The organism is Corynebacterium stationis (assembly GCF_001941345.1).
Taxonomy (GTDB): Bacteria; Actinomycetota; Actinomycetes; order Mycobacteriales; family Mycobacteriaceae; genus Corynebacterium; species Corynebacterium stationis.
In genome coordinates, this window is the sequence record NZ_CP009251.1 from 915,059 (window position 1) to 930,717 (window position 15,659).

Annotated in this window: 12 protein-coding genes, 1 tRNA gene and 1 pseudogene; 6 read left to right on the forward strand and 8 right to left on the reverse strand. The window is 56.2% G+C overall.

The window, feature by feature from the left end; genetic code table 11:
• Positions 1-28: 28 nt before the first annotated feature.
• The 3 genes from CSTAT_RS04305 to CSTAT_RS04315 are packed head-to-tail and all read right to left on the reverse strand — an operon-like array spanning position 29 to position 3,181.
• The gene (locus CSTAT_RS04305) at positions 29-1,681 is read right to left on the reverse strand and encodes a mechanosensitive ion channel family protein (protein WP_075722599.1); all 1,653 of its coding nucleotides are present in this window, start codon (positions 1,679-1,681) and stop codon (positions 29-31) included.
• A gap of 41 nt (positions 1,682-1,722) precedes the next feature.
• Complete coding sequence (locus CSTAT_RS04310) at positions 1,723-2,571, reverse strand: YwiC-like family protein (protein WP_083640674.1); 849 nt, start codon at positions 2,569-2,571, stop codon at positions 1,723-1,725.
• A 46-nt stretch (positions 2,572-2,617) separates the two neighbouring features.
• Positions 2,618-3,181 (reverse strand): isochorismatase family protein, encoded by a 564-nt coding sequence (locus tag CSTAT_RS04315; RefSeq protein WP_075722601.1) that lies wholly within the window; start codon positions 3,179-3,181, stop codon positions 2,618-2,620.
• 139 nt (positions 3,182-3,320) lie between these two features.
• Here CSTAT_RS04315 and CSTAT_RS04320 point away from each other — a divergent pair, with 139 nt between their 5' ends.
• Both CSTAT_RS04320 and CSTAT_RS04325 read left to right on the forward strand, forming a co-directional pair.
• Positions 3,321-4,442, forward strand: coding sequence for an HNH endonuclease signature motif containing protein (locus CSTAT_RS04320; RefSeq protein ID WP_075722602.1), 1,122 nt, complete (start codon positions 3,321-3,323; stop codon positions 4,440-4,442).
• A gap of 226 nt (positions 4,443-4,668) precedes the next feature.
• Positions 4,669-4,742, forward strand: a tRNA-Ile gene (locus CSTAT_RS04325).
• Between the two features lie 388 nt (positions 4,743-5,130).
• Here CSTAT_RS04325 and CSTAT_RS04330 read toward each other — a convergent pair.
• Positions 5,131-6,303, reverse strand: a complete 1,173-nt coding sequence (locus CSTAT_RS04330) for a globin domain-containing protein (protein WP_075722603.1) — start codon at positions 6,301-6,303, stop codon at positions 5,131-5,133.
• A gap of 311 nt (positions 6,304-6,614) precedes the next feature.
• Here CSTAT_RS04330 and CSTAT_RS04335 point away from each other — a divergent pair, with 311 nt between their 5' ends.
• The gene (locus CSTAT_RS04335) at positions 6,615-7,529 is read left to right on the forward strand and encodes an alpha/beta hydrolase (RefSeq protein ID WP_075722604.1); all 915 of its coding nucleotides are present in this window, start codon (positions 6,615-6,617) and stop codon (positions 7,527-7,529) included.
• Positions 7,530-7,547: 18 nt separating this feature from the next.
• Here CSTAT_RS04335 and CSTAT_RS04340 read toward each other — a convergent pair.
• Positions 7,548-9,206 (reverse strand): annotated as a pseudogene (locus CSTAT_RS04340) (alkaline phosphatase D family protein).
• Between the two features lie 115 nt (positions 9,207-9,321).
• Here CSTAT_RS04340 and CSTAT_RS04345 point away from each other — a divergent pair.
• Complete coding sequence (locus CSTAT_RS04345) at positions 9,322-10,125, forward strand: serine hydrolase domain-containing protein (RefSeq protein ID WP_075722605.1); 804 nt, start codon at positions 9,322-9,324, stop codon at positions 10,123-10,125.
• A gap of 115 nt (positions 10,126-10,240) precedes the next feature.
• Here CSTAT_RS04345 and betT read toward each other — a convergent pair whose 3' ends face one another.
• The gene (betT, locus tag CSTAT_RS04350; protein WP_075722606.1) at positions 10,241-12,526 is read right to left on the reverse strand and encodes a choline BCCT transporter BetT; all 2,286 of its coding nucleotides are present in this window, start codon (positions 12,524-12,526) and stop codon (positions 10,241-10,243) included.
• A 353-nt stretch (positions 12,527-12,879) separates the two neighbouring features.
• Here betT and CSTAT_RS04355 point away from each other — a divergent pair, with 353 nt between their 5' ends.
• On the forward strand, positions 12,880-13,683 hold the full coding sequence (locus CSTAT_RS04355) for a serine hydrolase domain-containing protein (RefSeq protein ID WP_075722607.1): 804 nt from the start codon (positions 12,880-12,882) through the stop codon (positions 13,681-13,683).
• Positions 13,684-14,075: 392 nt separating this feature from the next.
• Complete coding sequence (locus CSTAT_RS04360; protein WP_244892900.1) at positions 14,076-14,588, forward strand: hypothetical protein; 513 nt, start codon at positions 14,076-14,078, stop codon at positions 14,586-14,588.
• Here the strand turns inward: CSTAT_RS04360 and CSTAT_RS04365 are convergent.
• Together CSTAT_RS04365 and CSTAT_RS04370 are read right to left on the reverse strand one after the other, a co-directional pair.
• Positions 14,585-15,361, reverse strand: coding sequence for an HAD-IIA family hydrolase (locus CSTAT_RS04365; RefSeq protein ID WP_075722608.1), 777 nt, complete (start codon positions 15,359-15,361; stop codon positions 14,585-14,587). The genes CSTAT_RS04360 and CSTAT_RS04365 overlap by 4 nt on opposite strands.
• A complete protein-coding gene (locus CSTAT_RS04370) occupies positions 15,358-15,651 on the reverse strand; it encodes an acyl carrier protein (protein WP_075722609.1) in 294 nt (97 codons plus the stop codon). The genes CSTAT_RS04365 and CSTAT_RS04370 overlap by 4 nt, the downstream gene beginning before the upstream one ends.
• Positions 15,652-15,659: the final 8 nt, after the last annotated feature.

Below are 15,659 nucleotides of genomic sequence, written 5' to 3' on the forward strand. Positions count from 1 at the left end.
AACCTCACGCTCGACAGTTCCCGATCTTCTAGTTCTCCTCGGTGGGTTCAGGGACCTGGAAGTTGTCAGTACCGGAGGTGGCGTCTGCATCGTTAGGCGAGCTCTCCGCGGTGCCCTGAGGGTTTTGCGGGGCCACTGATTGTGGCGTTTGGTTTGGCGTGCGGTTATTAGGCGTGGAGCTTTGAGACTGCTGCGTGGAATCGCTGGTATCTTGCTGCTCTTGGTTTTCGGTAGCGTCCTCGGGCAGCTGCTGCTCGGTGACATCCGGCTGCACCGATGGCTCCGGTTGCGGCTGGTAGGAAGGTACGGTGGCAGGAGTTTCTACAGGTTCTTCCTCGGTGGTTTCTACTTCGCTGGACTCGGCCGCAGAGCGTTGCTGCCAGTAGGCTGGCGAAAGCACGCCGGCGTTGCCGTCTTCTGGGTTCGAGGAGGCCAGCGCCAAGCCGCCGGTTAAAAGTAGCGCCATAAGCAGACCAGTAGTCGAGGGGCGAATGCGCCCGCCAAAGCTTAAGGCCTTCTTCCAGCGCTTATCGTAGGCGTCGGTGCGCCAGAAATCGCGGCGCTTAGAATCGGTGACGCTTTGAGCGCAGTCCTCGGAAGCGTCGTCGGTATCGGCATCCGGCATGACGGTCGTCGATGGCCGGCCAGGGCCGTCGTCTTTGGCGGCAGGTGCGATGTCCTCGTCCGCTTTTTCATCGCGCGCGGCCGCTTCCGCAGCATCCTGGGTATCTTCCACTGAAGGTGCGGCGTCATCCGCGGAGGGGTCAACGGGAATGGTCTCGGTGGGAGCATCGCTTAGCGATGCAACCCCCATCTCCCGTGTGAACTCCCCATTGGGGGATTCGAAAGGCGTGCGGAAGTGATCCCAAAATACATTGAGCAATGCGGCGCGAATACCGCGCTCGACCGCCCACTGGCGCGCGGGATTTACGACTACGAGCACGCGGAAATTTACCCGCCATGGCTGGCCAGCGGCGGTAGGGGAGGTCAGCGCGGTAGCGGGGAGGATTTCGACTTCGCCTGCAACGTCTTCGGAAATCGAGGGGTCTTTGATAGCTTGCTTGGCCGTTTTTTCAATGGTGCGATGAATGTCATCAAGGTTTTCCCCTGAGCGCACAGGCACATCGAAGTTGACCACCGCGCGCGACCATTCCTGCGAATAGTTGGTGACAACCCCTGCAGAACCATTAGGAATCATCACCACCTCACCCGACGGCGTGCGCACCTTGGTCGCGCGCAAGGTCAAGGCCACGACGGTGCCTTCTGTCGCGGTGCTGGTGCCATCGAAGCTGACATAGTCACCCACGCCAAATTGGCGCTCCGACAAAATGAAAAAGCCCGAAAGGAAATCCCCGATGATGCTCTGCGCACCAAAACCAACCGCAGCCGAGACAATCGTTGCAGGCACTGCGGCGCCAAGCGGCGGCACGCCCAAATTAGAGAGCGCCAACAAGACAATAATGAAGTAGGCGACAATCTGAACGACATAAACCAAAGCACCTAAAAGTGCTAAGCGCGACTTGGTGGATTCTTCCTCCTCATCGAGCCTTCCTTCAATAATTCTGACCGTTAACCGCCCAAGCCGCGGCACTAAAATGGCCAGTAATAGAAGGGCAACCAGCGGGATTACGTGGTCAACGACCATCTCCCACAGACGAAACAGGAAATACTCAAGGTTCATAAAACCGACTTTAGGCCGGTTTTCTGAAAGGTGGCCTAAAGTTAACTGCCAAATGCTGCGAAGGCCGCAACCACCACGAATACCGTGACGACGCCGTCAACCATGCCGACATACTTCGGCGGGATACGCTTGCCGCGACGCTGGGCGATGCGCGGCACAGCGTAGCTGCGTGCGGCAAGCAGCGCGCCGACGACCGCGACCGGCCAGGTGTGTGGCTGTGCGAACGCCAAGCCGAGCGCGGCGACACAGACTATCGCGTGAAATATTACGGATTGGATAAAGCGCGAACGGCTGCCGAAGTCGCGAATCAGCGTCTTGACGTAATAGATAGAGCCGCCGAAATACAGTGCGAACCAGGCGGTTGCCCACCAGAGATCCCCACTTACGGCAGCTGGTGTGCCGTTAGTGCTTATCGATGCCACCGTCGGCAACATCATCGCCGCCGCCAACACCGTCGACCAGCCAGAAACCAGTGAGCGCTCACGGCGTTTGATGGTTTCATACACGGCAACTACGATAATCGGCGCGAAGATTGGCAGCCAAGCAATCAGTTGCCACTGCGTAATCAGCGCCGCGATCCCCGCCAGCGCAGTAATCGCACCGTAGGTAAGTACCGGCGGCAGATGCTTTGGGCGCAAACGGCCCTTGACCCAAATAGTGATGGCGAAATACGTGAAATACCCGGCCCACCACGTAATCAGCAAGGGCAGTGCCGCCCACGAGGGCTGCAGAATGAGGCCCATCAGCGGCGGGATAAACAACATGAACCACGCGCCGTGTTGGTTGGGCATCCATCCTTGGGAGCGGCGCGTCTTAGCCCTTGCGTTAGAGCGCTTTGCAGTAGGAGCGTTCGGGTGGCCTTGAGTGGTGGAAACTACCGCGCTCGACATACCGAATGCTCCTGTACGTTAATACTTATAAACTAGTTATCTCCAACTATCGTATGATATGTGCGCCTGCTTCTTCAAGCTCAATGAGAGCACTCTCACCTCGGTTTTTATCCACCGACGAGCACAGATTTGCAATCACCGAAACCGCGAAGCCTTCCTTGAGTGCATCTTTTGATGTGGCCAGCACACAATGGTCGGTTGCGATGCCTACTACATCGACTTCTGCGACGCCGGCATCGTTAAGCCATTGCGCCAACAACGTCGAGCCATCGGACGCTGCATGCCCCTCAAACCCCGAATACGCCGCGGTGTATTCACCCTTGCGGAAGTACTCCCGAATCTGCGACACATCCACATCCGGGTGCATGCGCGCGCCCTCGGAATCGGCCACGCAATGCGCCGGCCACGTATCAACAAAATCAGGCTGCTCGGAAAAGTGCGTTCCCGGATCAATATGCCAATCCTGCGTCGCGACAATCACGTCATAGTCGTGCTCAGACTGAAGCAGCTCATTAATTCCGTGCGCCACCTCATCACCGCGTTCGGTGCCCAAGGAACCACCAGGGCAGAAATCATTTTGGACATCAACAATAATCAGTGCTTTGGACATACTTTTAGGGTAGCCACCTCGTGCACTTTGTGCCGCCTGTGGATAACTTCGGCAGTTGCGTGACGCGTCAACGTAGTTATCCACAGATTTTTGAGCTTGCACTAGCGCGGGCTTGCGTTCGCCTTTTAGTGTCGAAGTTATGAAAGGTCAACAGATTTTAGAACTCTTCACCACCAGCGGAGTAACCATCCTCCGCGATGTCTATGAGTGTTCCCCATACGATTTAGACAGTGGCGTGATGAAGCTTTCCACTGCCAGAAAATACGTCAAACTTGCCGATGTACTCTTCGGCCCCACCGACTCTCCCCGTGTCCAGCGAGACGCTGTCGCTCTCGCAGAGCAGAGGGGATTAAGCATCGAATATTTAGAGATAGTCGACAAGCACGCTAAGAAGCTCAAAACCCGCGGTGCTGCCTGGAAACTGCGCGCAGAACTCATCGCTTACGAAGGCACCCTGGACGAAGTTGACGAGCACGGCAAACAGCGTGTCACCGAAGAAGGGGGCGACAAACCCAAACAACGCGGCGTCCGCGTCGGCCGCGCTGTAGACGGACTACGCACGATTAGCATCACCGATACTCAGCGCCGTATTACTGACTTAGAAAAGACCCTCGACGCTGCCATCAAAGACGATGACCAGCCACGCTCCGAGGCATTGCTCGAGCCCTTCTGGGACTTAGTCGAAGGACACGGCACCGGTCTCATCAAGCCCGAATACCGCACCGTCATCGCTATTGGTCTGGATGACTTCGCCAAAGTCTCGTGCGGCAATGGCGACGACGTCATCGTCGCTTTATCCGACGGCACGACGATGACCGGAACTGAGTTCATCAATGCTGCGATGGAAGGCGCTCTGGGCGACAAGCTCTATGTAGGGCTCTTCCATCCCACTGCTGGGCCGGTCAATCTCTACGAAGCACGGTTCGCGTCAGACAAGCTGCGCACTTTAGCCATGGCAGAAAATCTCGTCTGTCCCTGGCCCGACTGTAATATCCCTGCCGATAGGTGCCAAGTCCACCATATCGATGCCCACAAACACGGCGGGCATACGAAACCGTCCAATCTGACGATGTTGTGTAAGTACCACAACGGTGTGAATGATGATGACGGCCCAGCAAAGCCCGGCCGCAAGAAACGAAAACGACCGAGTCGCGGCAGGATGCGCCGCCACCGCGGCAAAGTCCGCTTACAGACCCCAGGCGGAAAACTTCTGGGCAACTCGCACCACCTGAGCAGCATGGGAGCGATGGACCTCATCTAACCGCCTCCGCGCCGCAAGGAGGCAATCACGCGCACCCCGACGAGATATCCGGTCTGGTCGGGCAATTCGGTGATCGCTTTTTAAGAATGCGAACCAGGACAGACCTACTGACGTTCTGGAGGAGCGGCTAAAGCGGGGCATTTAGCGCCCGAGAAACTCGTCCATATATAATGATTCCAGCGTGCACGCCGACGGGTGTTTTAGCCCAGTTGCGCTGCTACGTGCTGGGGCTATAGCTCAGTCGGTTAGAGCCGCGGACTCATAATCCGCTGGTCGCGGGTTCGAGCCCCGCTGGCCCCACAAAATCCCCCTTTCCACAGGTCAGGGGGTTTACTTTTGAGTCGTGTGCCCATGTGGGCAACCTAGCTGCGGAGCCTAACATTCTAGTGAAGCGGCAGAGGGTGAGATTTTGGATTGGCACTGGACGGGCTTCCAAAGTCTACCCTGCGCTTATTCTCAAAATATCTATCTGGGTCGTTCTGAAGAAGCTTGATTCGGCCGACTCTGTGGGCGCTGGTTATGTGCTCAGTTGGTCTGCGCATTGTTGCTCGCTTTCCAGTACAGAAAAGTCGCCCTTGACCGCGTATAGGGGAAGCGGTTCAACGACGATTAGAAAAGCCTAGGCGCACTGTCTGGATAGTGTCATGGTGTGCGCCTAGGCAAGTTTCAATGGGCTTAGCTAAAGGGCCTAGTTAATCAGCCAATCATTAGGGCTGAAGAGTTCAAACTTCACAGATGCTGGCTGCGCGTCAGGCTCAAGGCTGTCGATATTGCTGCGGATTGCCTGGAGGAAGTTGGTGCCGCCGCAGATGTAGACGTCGGCGCCGCCGAGGTTGTGGGCGGAGACATCAAGAAGCTCGCCGTTGCTACGCACTGCCGAAACGAGCTCGCAATTATCCAGCTGACCAGCAAGCGCGCGGATGTGGCCTTCTTGTGCCCAGGACTCGGCGGAGTCATCGGCGTGCAGGTAGAGCACCTCGCGGCTGGTCCTGTTCTGCGCCAGGTGCGCAAGCATGCCCACCATCGGGGTCGAGCCAATACCGGAAGAAATCAGCACGGCTGGGCGGTCGGAATCCTGCAGCACCAGCTCGCCGGCCGCAAGGGTGGCTTCGATGGTGTCACCGACGTCCACGGCCTCACGCAGGTGGTTGGAGACCTCGCCGTCAGTTTCTACGGCGATGCGGTACTGAGTCGAGTCGCCACCGATAATTGAGTACTGGCGCAACTGGCGTGCGCCATCGGGCAGCTTGACGCCCACGGAGGTGTACTGGCCAGGCTGCGGTTCGGTGAAATCGCCTTCGAGGACGTATTCGGTAACGCGCTCGGTCAGCTCGTTCTTTTCGATGACCTTGGCTTCACGGAATACGTCACCTGGCTCAACGCCATCGGATGCGTACAGAATCTTCTCGTGGTCGATGAGGATTCCGGCCATAATCCAGTACACCGCAGACCATGCTTCGGCGACCTCTGGAGTGACGGCCTCGCCAAGGACTTCCGCCACTGCAGCTAGGAGGTGATCGTGGACAATCGGGTACTGGTCTTCGGTGATTCCCAGAGATACGTGCTTGTGAGCGATGCGGTTGAGGAGTTCGACTGGATCCGGTGCGTTGGGATCAACCAACATGGTTGCAAAGGTTGCTACCGATGCAGCCAGAGCCTTTTGCTGTTCGCCAGACTTTTGGTTGCCGCGGTTGAAAGTATCGCGCAGCAGCTCTGGGTGAGCCGCGAACATCTTGCCGTAGAAGGTATGCGCGATGAGCTCAATCTTTTCGCCGACTGCAGGGAGTGTGGCTCTGACGATTTCTTCGTGCGCAGGGGAAAGTCGCTGGGCCTTGGTGCCGGGCTTTGACGTGACGAACATGAAACTCCTCCAAAAGTCAGAAACAAAAGATTAAGTACGACTTTATTCGTGTTTATTAATTCTTCAATATGGGCTTGGTCATATTTGCCCCCGTTGCTAAACATGTGAAGCTTCTTGGAGTGTTTGCACACGAAGAGATTGTGCATGGGCGCAGGACTTTCGCTTTAGTTACCTCGGACGTTCGATTCCAGGAAAATCACCGTATGAAATGTCGCCTGCTGGAAAATATTGATGAGGCTTGCCCCCGGGAATTGGGGGAGAGCACGGGGAAACTGGTCTCGCGGTGTCGTCGATAAGGGCAGACTGGATTCATGAACTATCTACATCCCGATGCCCAAGCCTTCCTGGATTCCACGCGTGATGCGCCGCAATTAGATACCCAAACGCCGGAGAAAAACCGGCAGGACCAATTACGAGCAAGTAGCTCGCGGGGGACAAAGACGGAACTAGCCTCAGTCTTTGATTCGACTATTCGTGGAGTCAACGTGCGGGTATATATCCCAGAAGCTGCCGAGAAAACTGCAGAGGACCAGCCGGTTTTTATTTACTTCCACGGCGGCGGTTGGGTACTAGGGGATGTCGAGGTTTCAGATCCGGCAGTCCGCGATATCGCCGCGGCATCGGAAATGGTCTGCATTAGCGTGGATTACCGTCGTGCGCCAGAGCATCCTTTTCCTGCTGCGTTGGATGATTGCCTGGCAGTAGTCGATGGCGTGCTCGCCGGTGAAACGATGCTGGGAATTGAGCCGAAGCGAATTGCTATCGGAGGTGATAGTGCCGGTGGCAATATTGCGGCGGTGATCGCGCAGGAGCGACGTGAGCAGATTGCGCACCAAGTACTTGTTTATCCGGTCATGGATTTATCAAGCTTGGATACCCCGTCGCATCAGAAATACGAGGACGGCTATTACCTCACGCGCCGGAGGCTGGAATACTTTTATGACGCTTACGCTGGCGGAGCGGACCGGAGCAATGTTCGTATGTCGCCGGGGCTGAACCCGGATCTGGCAGGGCTGCCGCCGGCGACAGTGATTACGGCTGAACATGATCCGTTAGTTAGCGAGGTAAGCAGCTACGCGCGGCGGATGTTGGAGGCCGGCAACACCGTGAATGCCGTGCAATTTAATGGGCAGGTTCATCCATTCGTGCAGGTTGGTGGAGTTATTCGAGATGGGAAAGTAGCGCGCCGGGTGATTGGAACAGAGCTTAAAGCAGCGCTGCGATAGATCTAGTGTGGGTAAACATTACGAGGTAAAGCCTTGGCCCTTACGCCAGGTCAGAGTGATTTTATCGCTAACGGGAGCTTGCGGGTCACCGATGGCGTTGACGCGCAGCCAGTGCATCTCGGCTTCCTCGCGGCGAATCGTCACATAGGAATAGCCGTGGTGGACGAGGTTGACGTGGCGGCAATGTGGGTTGGCGGCTTGGATAATTTGCTGCGCCGCTAGGGTTAGCGGATTGTTCGGTGGAATGCCCAGAATCTCATCCACATTGGGTGCAGATACTGAAGAGCAGACTAGTTCCGCACCCAGTGGGCCGGCGTCTGCAGCTTGGTTTGGTGCATGGAGGGTGTGCGCCCACTCGGTGTGAATATCGCCGGTGAGAAAAAGCGGGTTAGCGCCGGTGTTGTGATGGTGTTTTTCTAGAACCTGCAGCAAGTTGGCGCGTTCGGTGGTGTAGCCATCCCACTGATCGCCATTGAGCGGCAGGTTGTTGATATTGGAACTCAGCGCGTTGGAGACGGAAGAAACATCCGGATTATTGTTTAGTGCTACAAGGTTAAGCGGGGCGAACATCACGGAATTGCCGAGAACATTCTAGGCGACATGAGAAGATTCAATCTTATTGATCAGCCAGTTATATTGTTCACTGCCTAACAATGTGCGCGTCGGGTCGGTAGCAACAGTAGGGGACTTTGTTTGCTCATCGCGGTAGGTGCGCAAGTCCATCAGCGTTAGTTCGGCTAGATCTCCGAAGGTAAACGAGCGGTAGATATGACCGTTTTCAGAAGGGCTCGTTGCACGGACCGGCATCCATTCGAAGTAGGCCTGCATGGCGGCATCGCGCCTAGTGATCCACTCACCTTGCGTGGTCGGGTCGTGGTTTTCGGCGCCGTGGGCCCAGGAATTATTAGCAGTTTCGTGGTCATCCCACACAGCAATCCAGGGTAGGGCGGCGTGCGCTGCCTGGAGATTATCATCGGTGCGGTAGCGCGCATACCGGCGGCGATAGTCATTGAGCGTGCGCAGTTCATGTGCTGGATCGTGCAGACGGACAGGCCCGTTGCCGGCGTATTCACCGGAGGCGTATTCGTAGATGTAGTCGCCGAGGAATAAGGTGGCATCGAAAAGCTCTGCTCTATTGGACATATCCCGATATGCGCTGAAATACCCAGATTCCCAATTGGCGCACGAGGCCACGGCCAAGGTCAGCTGGTCCACCGACGTGCCCGGGGCAGGGGCGGTCTTCGTGCGACCGGTGGGAGATACCTGTCCGGAATAGCTGCCGCTGGTGACAATAAAGCGATAGAAATACACCGTGGCTGACTGCAGGCTAAACGGATCCACGTGGATGGTGTAATCGCGGCTAGAATCTGTGGTGACATCGCCCGTGGCCACGATGGTGTGGAAATCTTGGGTGGAGGAGATTTCCCAGCGCACGGTGACTTGTGCCTCTGGTGCGGTAACGCGCGTCCACAACACCACCGAGTTGGAGATGGGATCGCCCGATGCCACACCGTGGGCAAAAGGCGGCGGTGCCAGCTGCGGCTGTGGCCGATTGGCCAAAGCAGTGGGGATATTGCTGGCGGTAAGCGTGGCCGCAGCTGCGGTGCCAGCAGCCGTGCCAGCGGCGTAGATAATCTTGCGTCGCGAAATCTTTCTCACATCGATATGATGTGCCACCTGTATAAACCCTGCAACCGGACAAGCGGAAGTTCTTGTGTCATTAGCGTGGCGTTAACCTGCTGGGGGTCTTCGACCCGGAACGTCAGGTGTTTACCTAGGTAAGGTTTAGGGCATGAGCGCACTAGACAAGATTTCACAATGGCCAGTAGACAATGTTGCCGGTGCCTTAATCGGACCCAACGGGGTGGAAGCCTTGGGCGATACTGCCCGCGAGTATGACATCAAATCCGTGACCAAACCTGTTGTTGCCCTGGGCGTGATGTTGGCAGTAGAAGAAGGTGCAGTCGAGCTGGACCAACCCGCTGGCCCGGAAGGATCCACCTTGCGACACTTGCTCTCGCATGCCTCCGGCGTGGATTTTGACTCGCGCGAGTCCAAGCGCCCAGTAGAAGACCGCCGCATTTATTCTTCCGCCGGTTACGAGTGGGCTGCCGAGATTGTTGCCGATGCCACCGGCATGGATTTTCCGGTCTACCTCCAAGAAGGCCTATTTGAGCCATTAGGCATGAACTCCACCCGTTTGAAAGGAAGTGCTGGGCACGGGCTTATCTCCAGTGTGGATGACCTGGTGAAATTTGCCTCTGAGGTGCTCAACCCACAGATTATTCACCCGGATACTTTGGCGGAAATGCGCACGGTGCAATTTCCAGACCTGCGCGGCATTGTCCCGGGTTATGGCATGCACCGCCCGTGCCCGTGGGGCTTAGGCTTTGAAATCCATGGAGAGAAAGACCCGCACTGGATGAGTACTAATATGCCTGCCGATGCCGCCGGGCACTTCGGCATGAGTGGTACCTACCTGTGGGTCGCCGATGACTACGCCATGGTCGCACTTGCTGACCGCGACTTTGGCGAATGGGCTAAATCGCTGTGGCAAGAAACCAATGAAGCTATCTGGGCAGAGTTACAAGGCTAGTTTTATGTGGGGTTCAGGACGTAGTCGATGCGGGGGAGTGGAGGAATAACAAAGCCGCGGTGCGCACCTTCGAGAATCTTGATGTGTGCGAGCCGCGGCGATGCTATTAATTTATCTACTTCGTGGAGTACTCCTCGAAGGTTTCTACTGGTGCCTCTGGCTCGTCACCGGTGACTTCTTCCACTGGGGCATCGACAGGCGAAGTGCCTTCGATTGGTGGGGTAATCACGGTGTCACTGAGTGCTTCCGCAGAGTAGCTAAGGAAACCCAAGTGGGACTCGAAGCGGTCAAGGACGTCATCGATGACCTGCTGCTTGTCCACGCCATAGAGGTCGTAGCCTTCAGAACCGGTGTGTGTGAAGACTTCCATGCGGAAGTACTTCTTCATCTGCGGAGCCGGACGGGCACCGAAGATTGGCACGGGGGTTTCTACAGGTGCGACTTCGTAGAGGAAGCTGCGGTGGTCCGGGATTTCTACCTGGAAGGAAGCTTCGGTTAAACCGGTGCCTTCTTGGTAGCGGGTCTCCACGGTGACTTCATAGCCTTCCTTACGGAATTCCTCGGCGGCAGTGCGCAACGCGGGGACCACGGTCTTGGTGCTAAAGCGGTCGGCAGCATCAGTATCTGGGTAAGAGCGCAAGCTGGCCAGACGCTGGCGGATGGTGCGATCCGGGGTGTGACCACCGGTGGATGCTTCGCTGCGGCGGCGACGGGTGTGGCCTTCGCGGTCGGCTCGTTCCATACGCAGCGCGCGGGTAAAGGAAAACATCACCAGATAAGCGACGATGGTTACCGGTAGTGCGAAAATCAGCGTTGCGTATTCCATGGTGACTACGCCACCTGCCATGAGCATGGCAATAGTTAATACTGCGGTGACTATGGCCCAGAAGATGCGCAACCATTTTGGTCCGTCTTCGCCAGGATCCGGAATGGAGGAGGAGAAGTTGGACATGACCATCGCACCGGAGTTGGCAGAAGTCAGGTAGAACAGCAGACCCGACAAGGTAGCCAGACCAACCAGCAGCATGGCGCCGGGGAACATTTCCAGCAAAGCGTACCAGCCCTGCTCAGGGCTTTCGAGCGCGAGGTCGGCGAACTCAGTGTTGTTTTTGAACACGGCCTCGAAGATTGCGGAGTTACCGAAGAGTGAGACCATAACCAGGTCGCACAGGACTGGGATGGTGATTGCGGCGATGACGAACTCACGTAGCGTGCGGCCGCGGGAAATGCGCGCGAGGAAAAGTCCCACGAAAGGACCCCAGGCCAGCCAAAAGGCCCAGAAGAACAGGGTGTTACCGGACATCCATTCAGCGCCGTCAAGTTGGTAGCCCATGGTTTCAGTTAAACGTTCTGGCAATGTCCAGAAGAAGCGGCCAACGTTTTCTACCAAGGTGTTGAGCAAGAATGCGGTCTGGCCAGTGACCAGGATGTAGAGCATCATCGCACCAGCAACCCACAGGTTGAGTTCGGAGATCAGGCGAATTCCTTTGTCCATGCCGGAGGTGCATGCAGCGATGGTGACCACCACGGCAACCAGCACCAGCGCGATTTGCAGGCCCAGCCCCTGCGGCAGGCCGAATAAAATGGAGATGCCCACATTAAGCAGAACCACGCCGATGCCCATGGAAGTGGCAACGCCCATCACGGTGCCGACCAGCACGATGATGTCTAGCACATCACCGGTGCGACCGCGTACACGCTTGCCCAGAAGTGGATACAGGGCGGCGCGGATGGAAAGGGGCATGCCCCATCGATAAGCGAAATAGCCCATCGCCATACCAAGAAGTGAGTACATGGCCCAGCCGCCCATGCCGTAGTGGAACATCGTCCAGATGACGGAATCCTGCAGGGCTTCAGGGCTGCGGGGCTCCGCGTTTGGTGGATCAACATAGTGGCTGATCGGGCCGCCGACGGAGTAAAAGAGCATGTCGATGCCCACGCCGGCCGCGAAGAGCATTGCTGCCCAGGTTAAAAGATTGTATTGAGGTCGGGAGTGGTCTGGTCCCATGCGAACCTTGCCCTCGGGGGAGATCGCCACCCAAATAACAAAGCCGATGACAACGGTAACAGTGACGACATAAATCCAACCGACGTTGACGCCAACCCAGCCCACGATAGTCTTCATCGTGCCGGCAGCGTTGTCAGGGGCGAAAATTGCCCAGATGGAGAAGGCAAGGATGATCAGTGAAGAGGTAACTAGAACTTGCCAGTTAACTTTGGAGCCATTGCGGTCAGCAATCGTGGGACCGTCTTTGAGCATTTCCGCACTGGTTTTGGGAGGACGCTTGTCTTCGCGATCTACCCCTACATTGCTGCGCTGGCTTCCGCCGAGTTTTTCCCTGTTCACTTGTGGTTTGGAACGTTCGTGCTCAGGGAGGCTTGGATCATAAGACTCAGCCATGCATACACACTCTCTTTCCATTATTCAGTATTGAGCTTTTATTGCCGGTGCCAAAATCCAACTCCCCCGTCAATTGACGAGGGAGTGGTGCACGGGCATGCGAGCTAAGACATGTTAACGCCATTGGCGATTAATCAGCAAAGATTAATAAGCTCTTCGCCAAAGTTAATTGATACTATTTTTCGGCCCTTATGTCCTGTATGCGGGGCATAACGGCGTGCTTTTTGGACTCTCAAGTTGGCATTTTGAACGTGAGTAAACTCACCTATCGGCGATTCGTTATTATTCACTTTTAACGTGTATAAGCTCTGCTTTTCGATGCCTACCATGCCGCCCCAGGTAGGGTTGAGGGCATGTCTGCATTAGAAAAGATTGTGCAATGGCCAGCTGACAATGTTGCTGGGGCTTTAATTACGCCTGCGGGGATTGAAACAGTAGGGGACACTGCTCGCGAATACGACATTAAATCTGTTACGAAGCCTGTCGTGGCCATGGGTATTATGCTCGCTGTCGAAGAAGGCGCGGTCGAGCTCGACCAGCCCGCGGGCCCTGAAGGATCGACGCTAAGGCACCTTCTGTCACATGCTTCCGGGGTGGACTTTGATTCCCGCGATGCCAAGCGCCCGGTTGAAGATCGTCGTATTTATTCTTCCGCTGGCTATGAATGGGCGGCGGATATTGTCGCCGACGCCACCGGCATGCCGTTTGAGGAGTACCTGCAGGAAGGTCTGCTGAAGCCGCTCGGGATGAACTCCACGCGCCTAGCGGGAAGTGCCGGGCACGGGCTTATCTCTAGTGTTGGTGACCTAGTGAAATTCGCATCTGAGGTGCTCAACCCTCGGATTATTCACGAGGATACTTTGGCCGAGATGCGCACCGTGCAATTTCCTGAGCTGCGCGGCATCGTGCCCGGCTACGGCATGCACCGTCCATGCCCGTGGGGATTGGGTTTTGAGATTCATGGCGAAAAGAACCCGCACTGGATGGGCGCAAACATGCCGGCCGATGCCGCCGGTCACTTCGGTATGAGTGGCACCTACCTGTGGGTTGCCGGTGATACGGCCATGGTCGCGCTCACTGACCGTGACTTCGGCGAATGGGCCAAACCGCTGTGGCAGGTAACCAACGAAGCGATCTGGGCTGAGATTCAAAGCTGAGATCAATGCCTGACAATTAGCTCCTGGTGAAAACCGTGGCGGTCAGGGTGACGGCAATCCTCAACCTGAACTTTAAGTTTAATAAGTGGGGGTTAAACCGGTTATTGAGGGTTGCCGGTGGGACGCAAGTGGGGCGACAATGCGTTAGAGCACGAAGTTATTCTAAGTGACTGATAGTAACTGATGTTGAGCACAAACAAGCTCAGTCTCGGCTGGTGTCGGGTGGTTTAAATTGCTTCTTCGCTGTGAACGTATATGAGCTCGTAGGGGAAGACGAAGCTCGTCTTGCGTCGTATTAACGCCGTGGTTTCCAAGGTGTCTGTTTTCAACGATCCGCAGACACAATAGGGCCTTAGGCGGCGGCGCCCTATTGCCGTAAGGAGATTCGGCACGTGTCAACAGCAACAGACTTTGCTCAGGCCAATTACATAACCCAGCATGACATGCATGCTGAAAACGCTTGGGCCTTCGCGGCACAATCGGCGCAGCCAGCTGGTGCTTCCAGCTCTGTGCTAGACACTTTGATCGCGGAGGGGAAGCGCGATCAGAGCATGGACGTGCAAACCGCGGTGTTGCGCGTCAGTGGCATGCCCACGCGCCTGCGCCCGGCAATTGAGCGCGCCATGGTGCAGTGCATTTCCACGCAGCCTGAGTACGTCGTCCCCGGCGATGATCCTTTGACCGCGCAGTGGTGCACGCGCTGGTACCGCGATACTGGTTTTGATGATGACCTAGCAACCCTGGCAGCATTTCCAGGCGTAGAGCTGCCTGCACCCCGCGCGGAAAAGTGCGTGGGCTGCCGCCAGGTAATCACCGGCACGGCGCATGAGCTGCGCGCGCTTAATAGCGTTGTGGCTACCTTGGCCGAAGAATTCGGGTTTAGCGCGCGCGTGGATGCGGCCTAAGCGAAGGGATCGAAAATGCGGTCTGGCAAATCAGCGACTGAATCCAGTACGCGCGTCGGGCGGAAAGGGTAGCGGGAGATAGCCGCATCATTCATGATGCCCGTGCGCACCAAAATCGTGCGCATGCCAGCTTCAAGCCCGGCCTTGACGTCGGTGTCCATGCGATCACCTATCATCACGGTGTTTTCGGAGTGCACGCCAATATTATTTAACGCCGAGCGCATCATCACCGGATTTGGTTTGCCCACGTAATAAGGCTCGCGGTTGGTCGCCGCAGTAATCAGAGCAGCGACAGAACCGGTGGCCGGCAAGATACCTTCCGGGGCAGGGCCTGTGACATCTGGGTTGGTTGCAATAAAGCGCGCACCATTGCGAATAAGGTTAATCGCGGTGGTTATGGCCTCAAAAGAGTAGGTCCGCGTTTCGCCTAAGACTACAAACTCAGGATCGTTATCCGTAAGAATCCAGCCTTCCTCGTGCAGCGCAGTCGTCAGTCCGGACTCGCCGATGACAAAGGCAGTGCGGCCGGTGGATTGCTGGGATAGGAACTTCGCCGTCGCCAACGCAGAGGTCCAGATTTTCTCCGGCGCAATATCTAAGCCCTGCGACTTCAACCGCGCGGAGAGGTCTCGCGCGGTCGCCATGGAGTTATTGGTCAGCACCATGAACTTAATGTCATTGTCTTTTAAGGTCTGCAGGAATTTATCTGCACCGGGAACCATCTCACCTTCTTTGATGAGCACGCCGTCCATGTCAGAAAGGTAAGAAATCATTGGTGTGCCTCCACAAATTTGGCTACATCGTCAAGCGTTTCAAGCGCTTGTGCATCGGATTCTTCAAAAACTACGCCCAAACGATCTTCGGCCCGCACGGCAAATTCGATCATATTCAATGAGGTCAAACCCACATCAGCCAAGCGGCGGTCAGGAAGAAGCTCTTCCGTGTCTTCTCCGGTAATCTCGGAAATGAGCGCCAGATATTCTGGTACCCCGGATTTAGCGGTGGAGGCTTGCGGCTGGCCTTGCAGGTGAGCGCGTAATTGAGCACTGAGGTCATTGGACATGGCTTCAA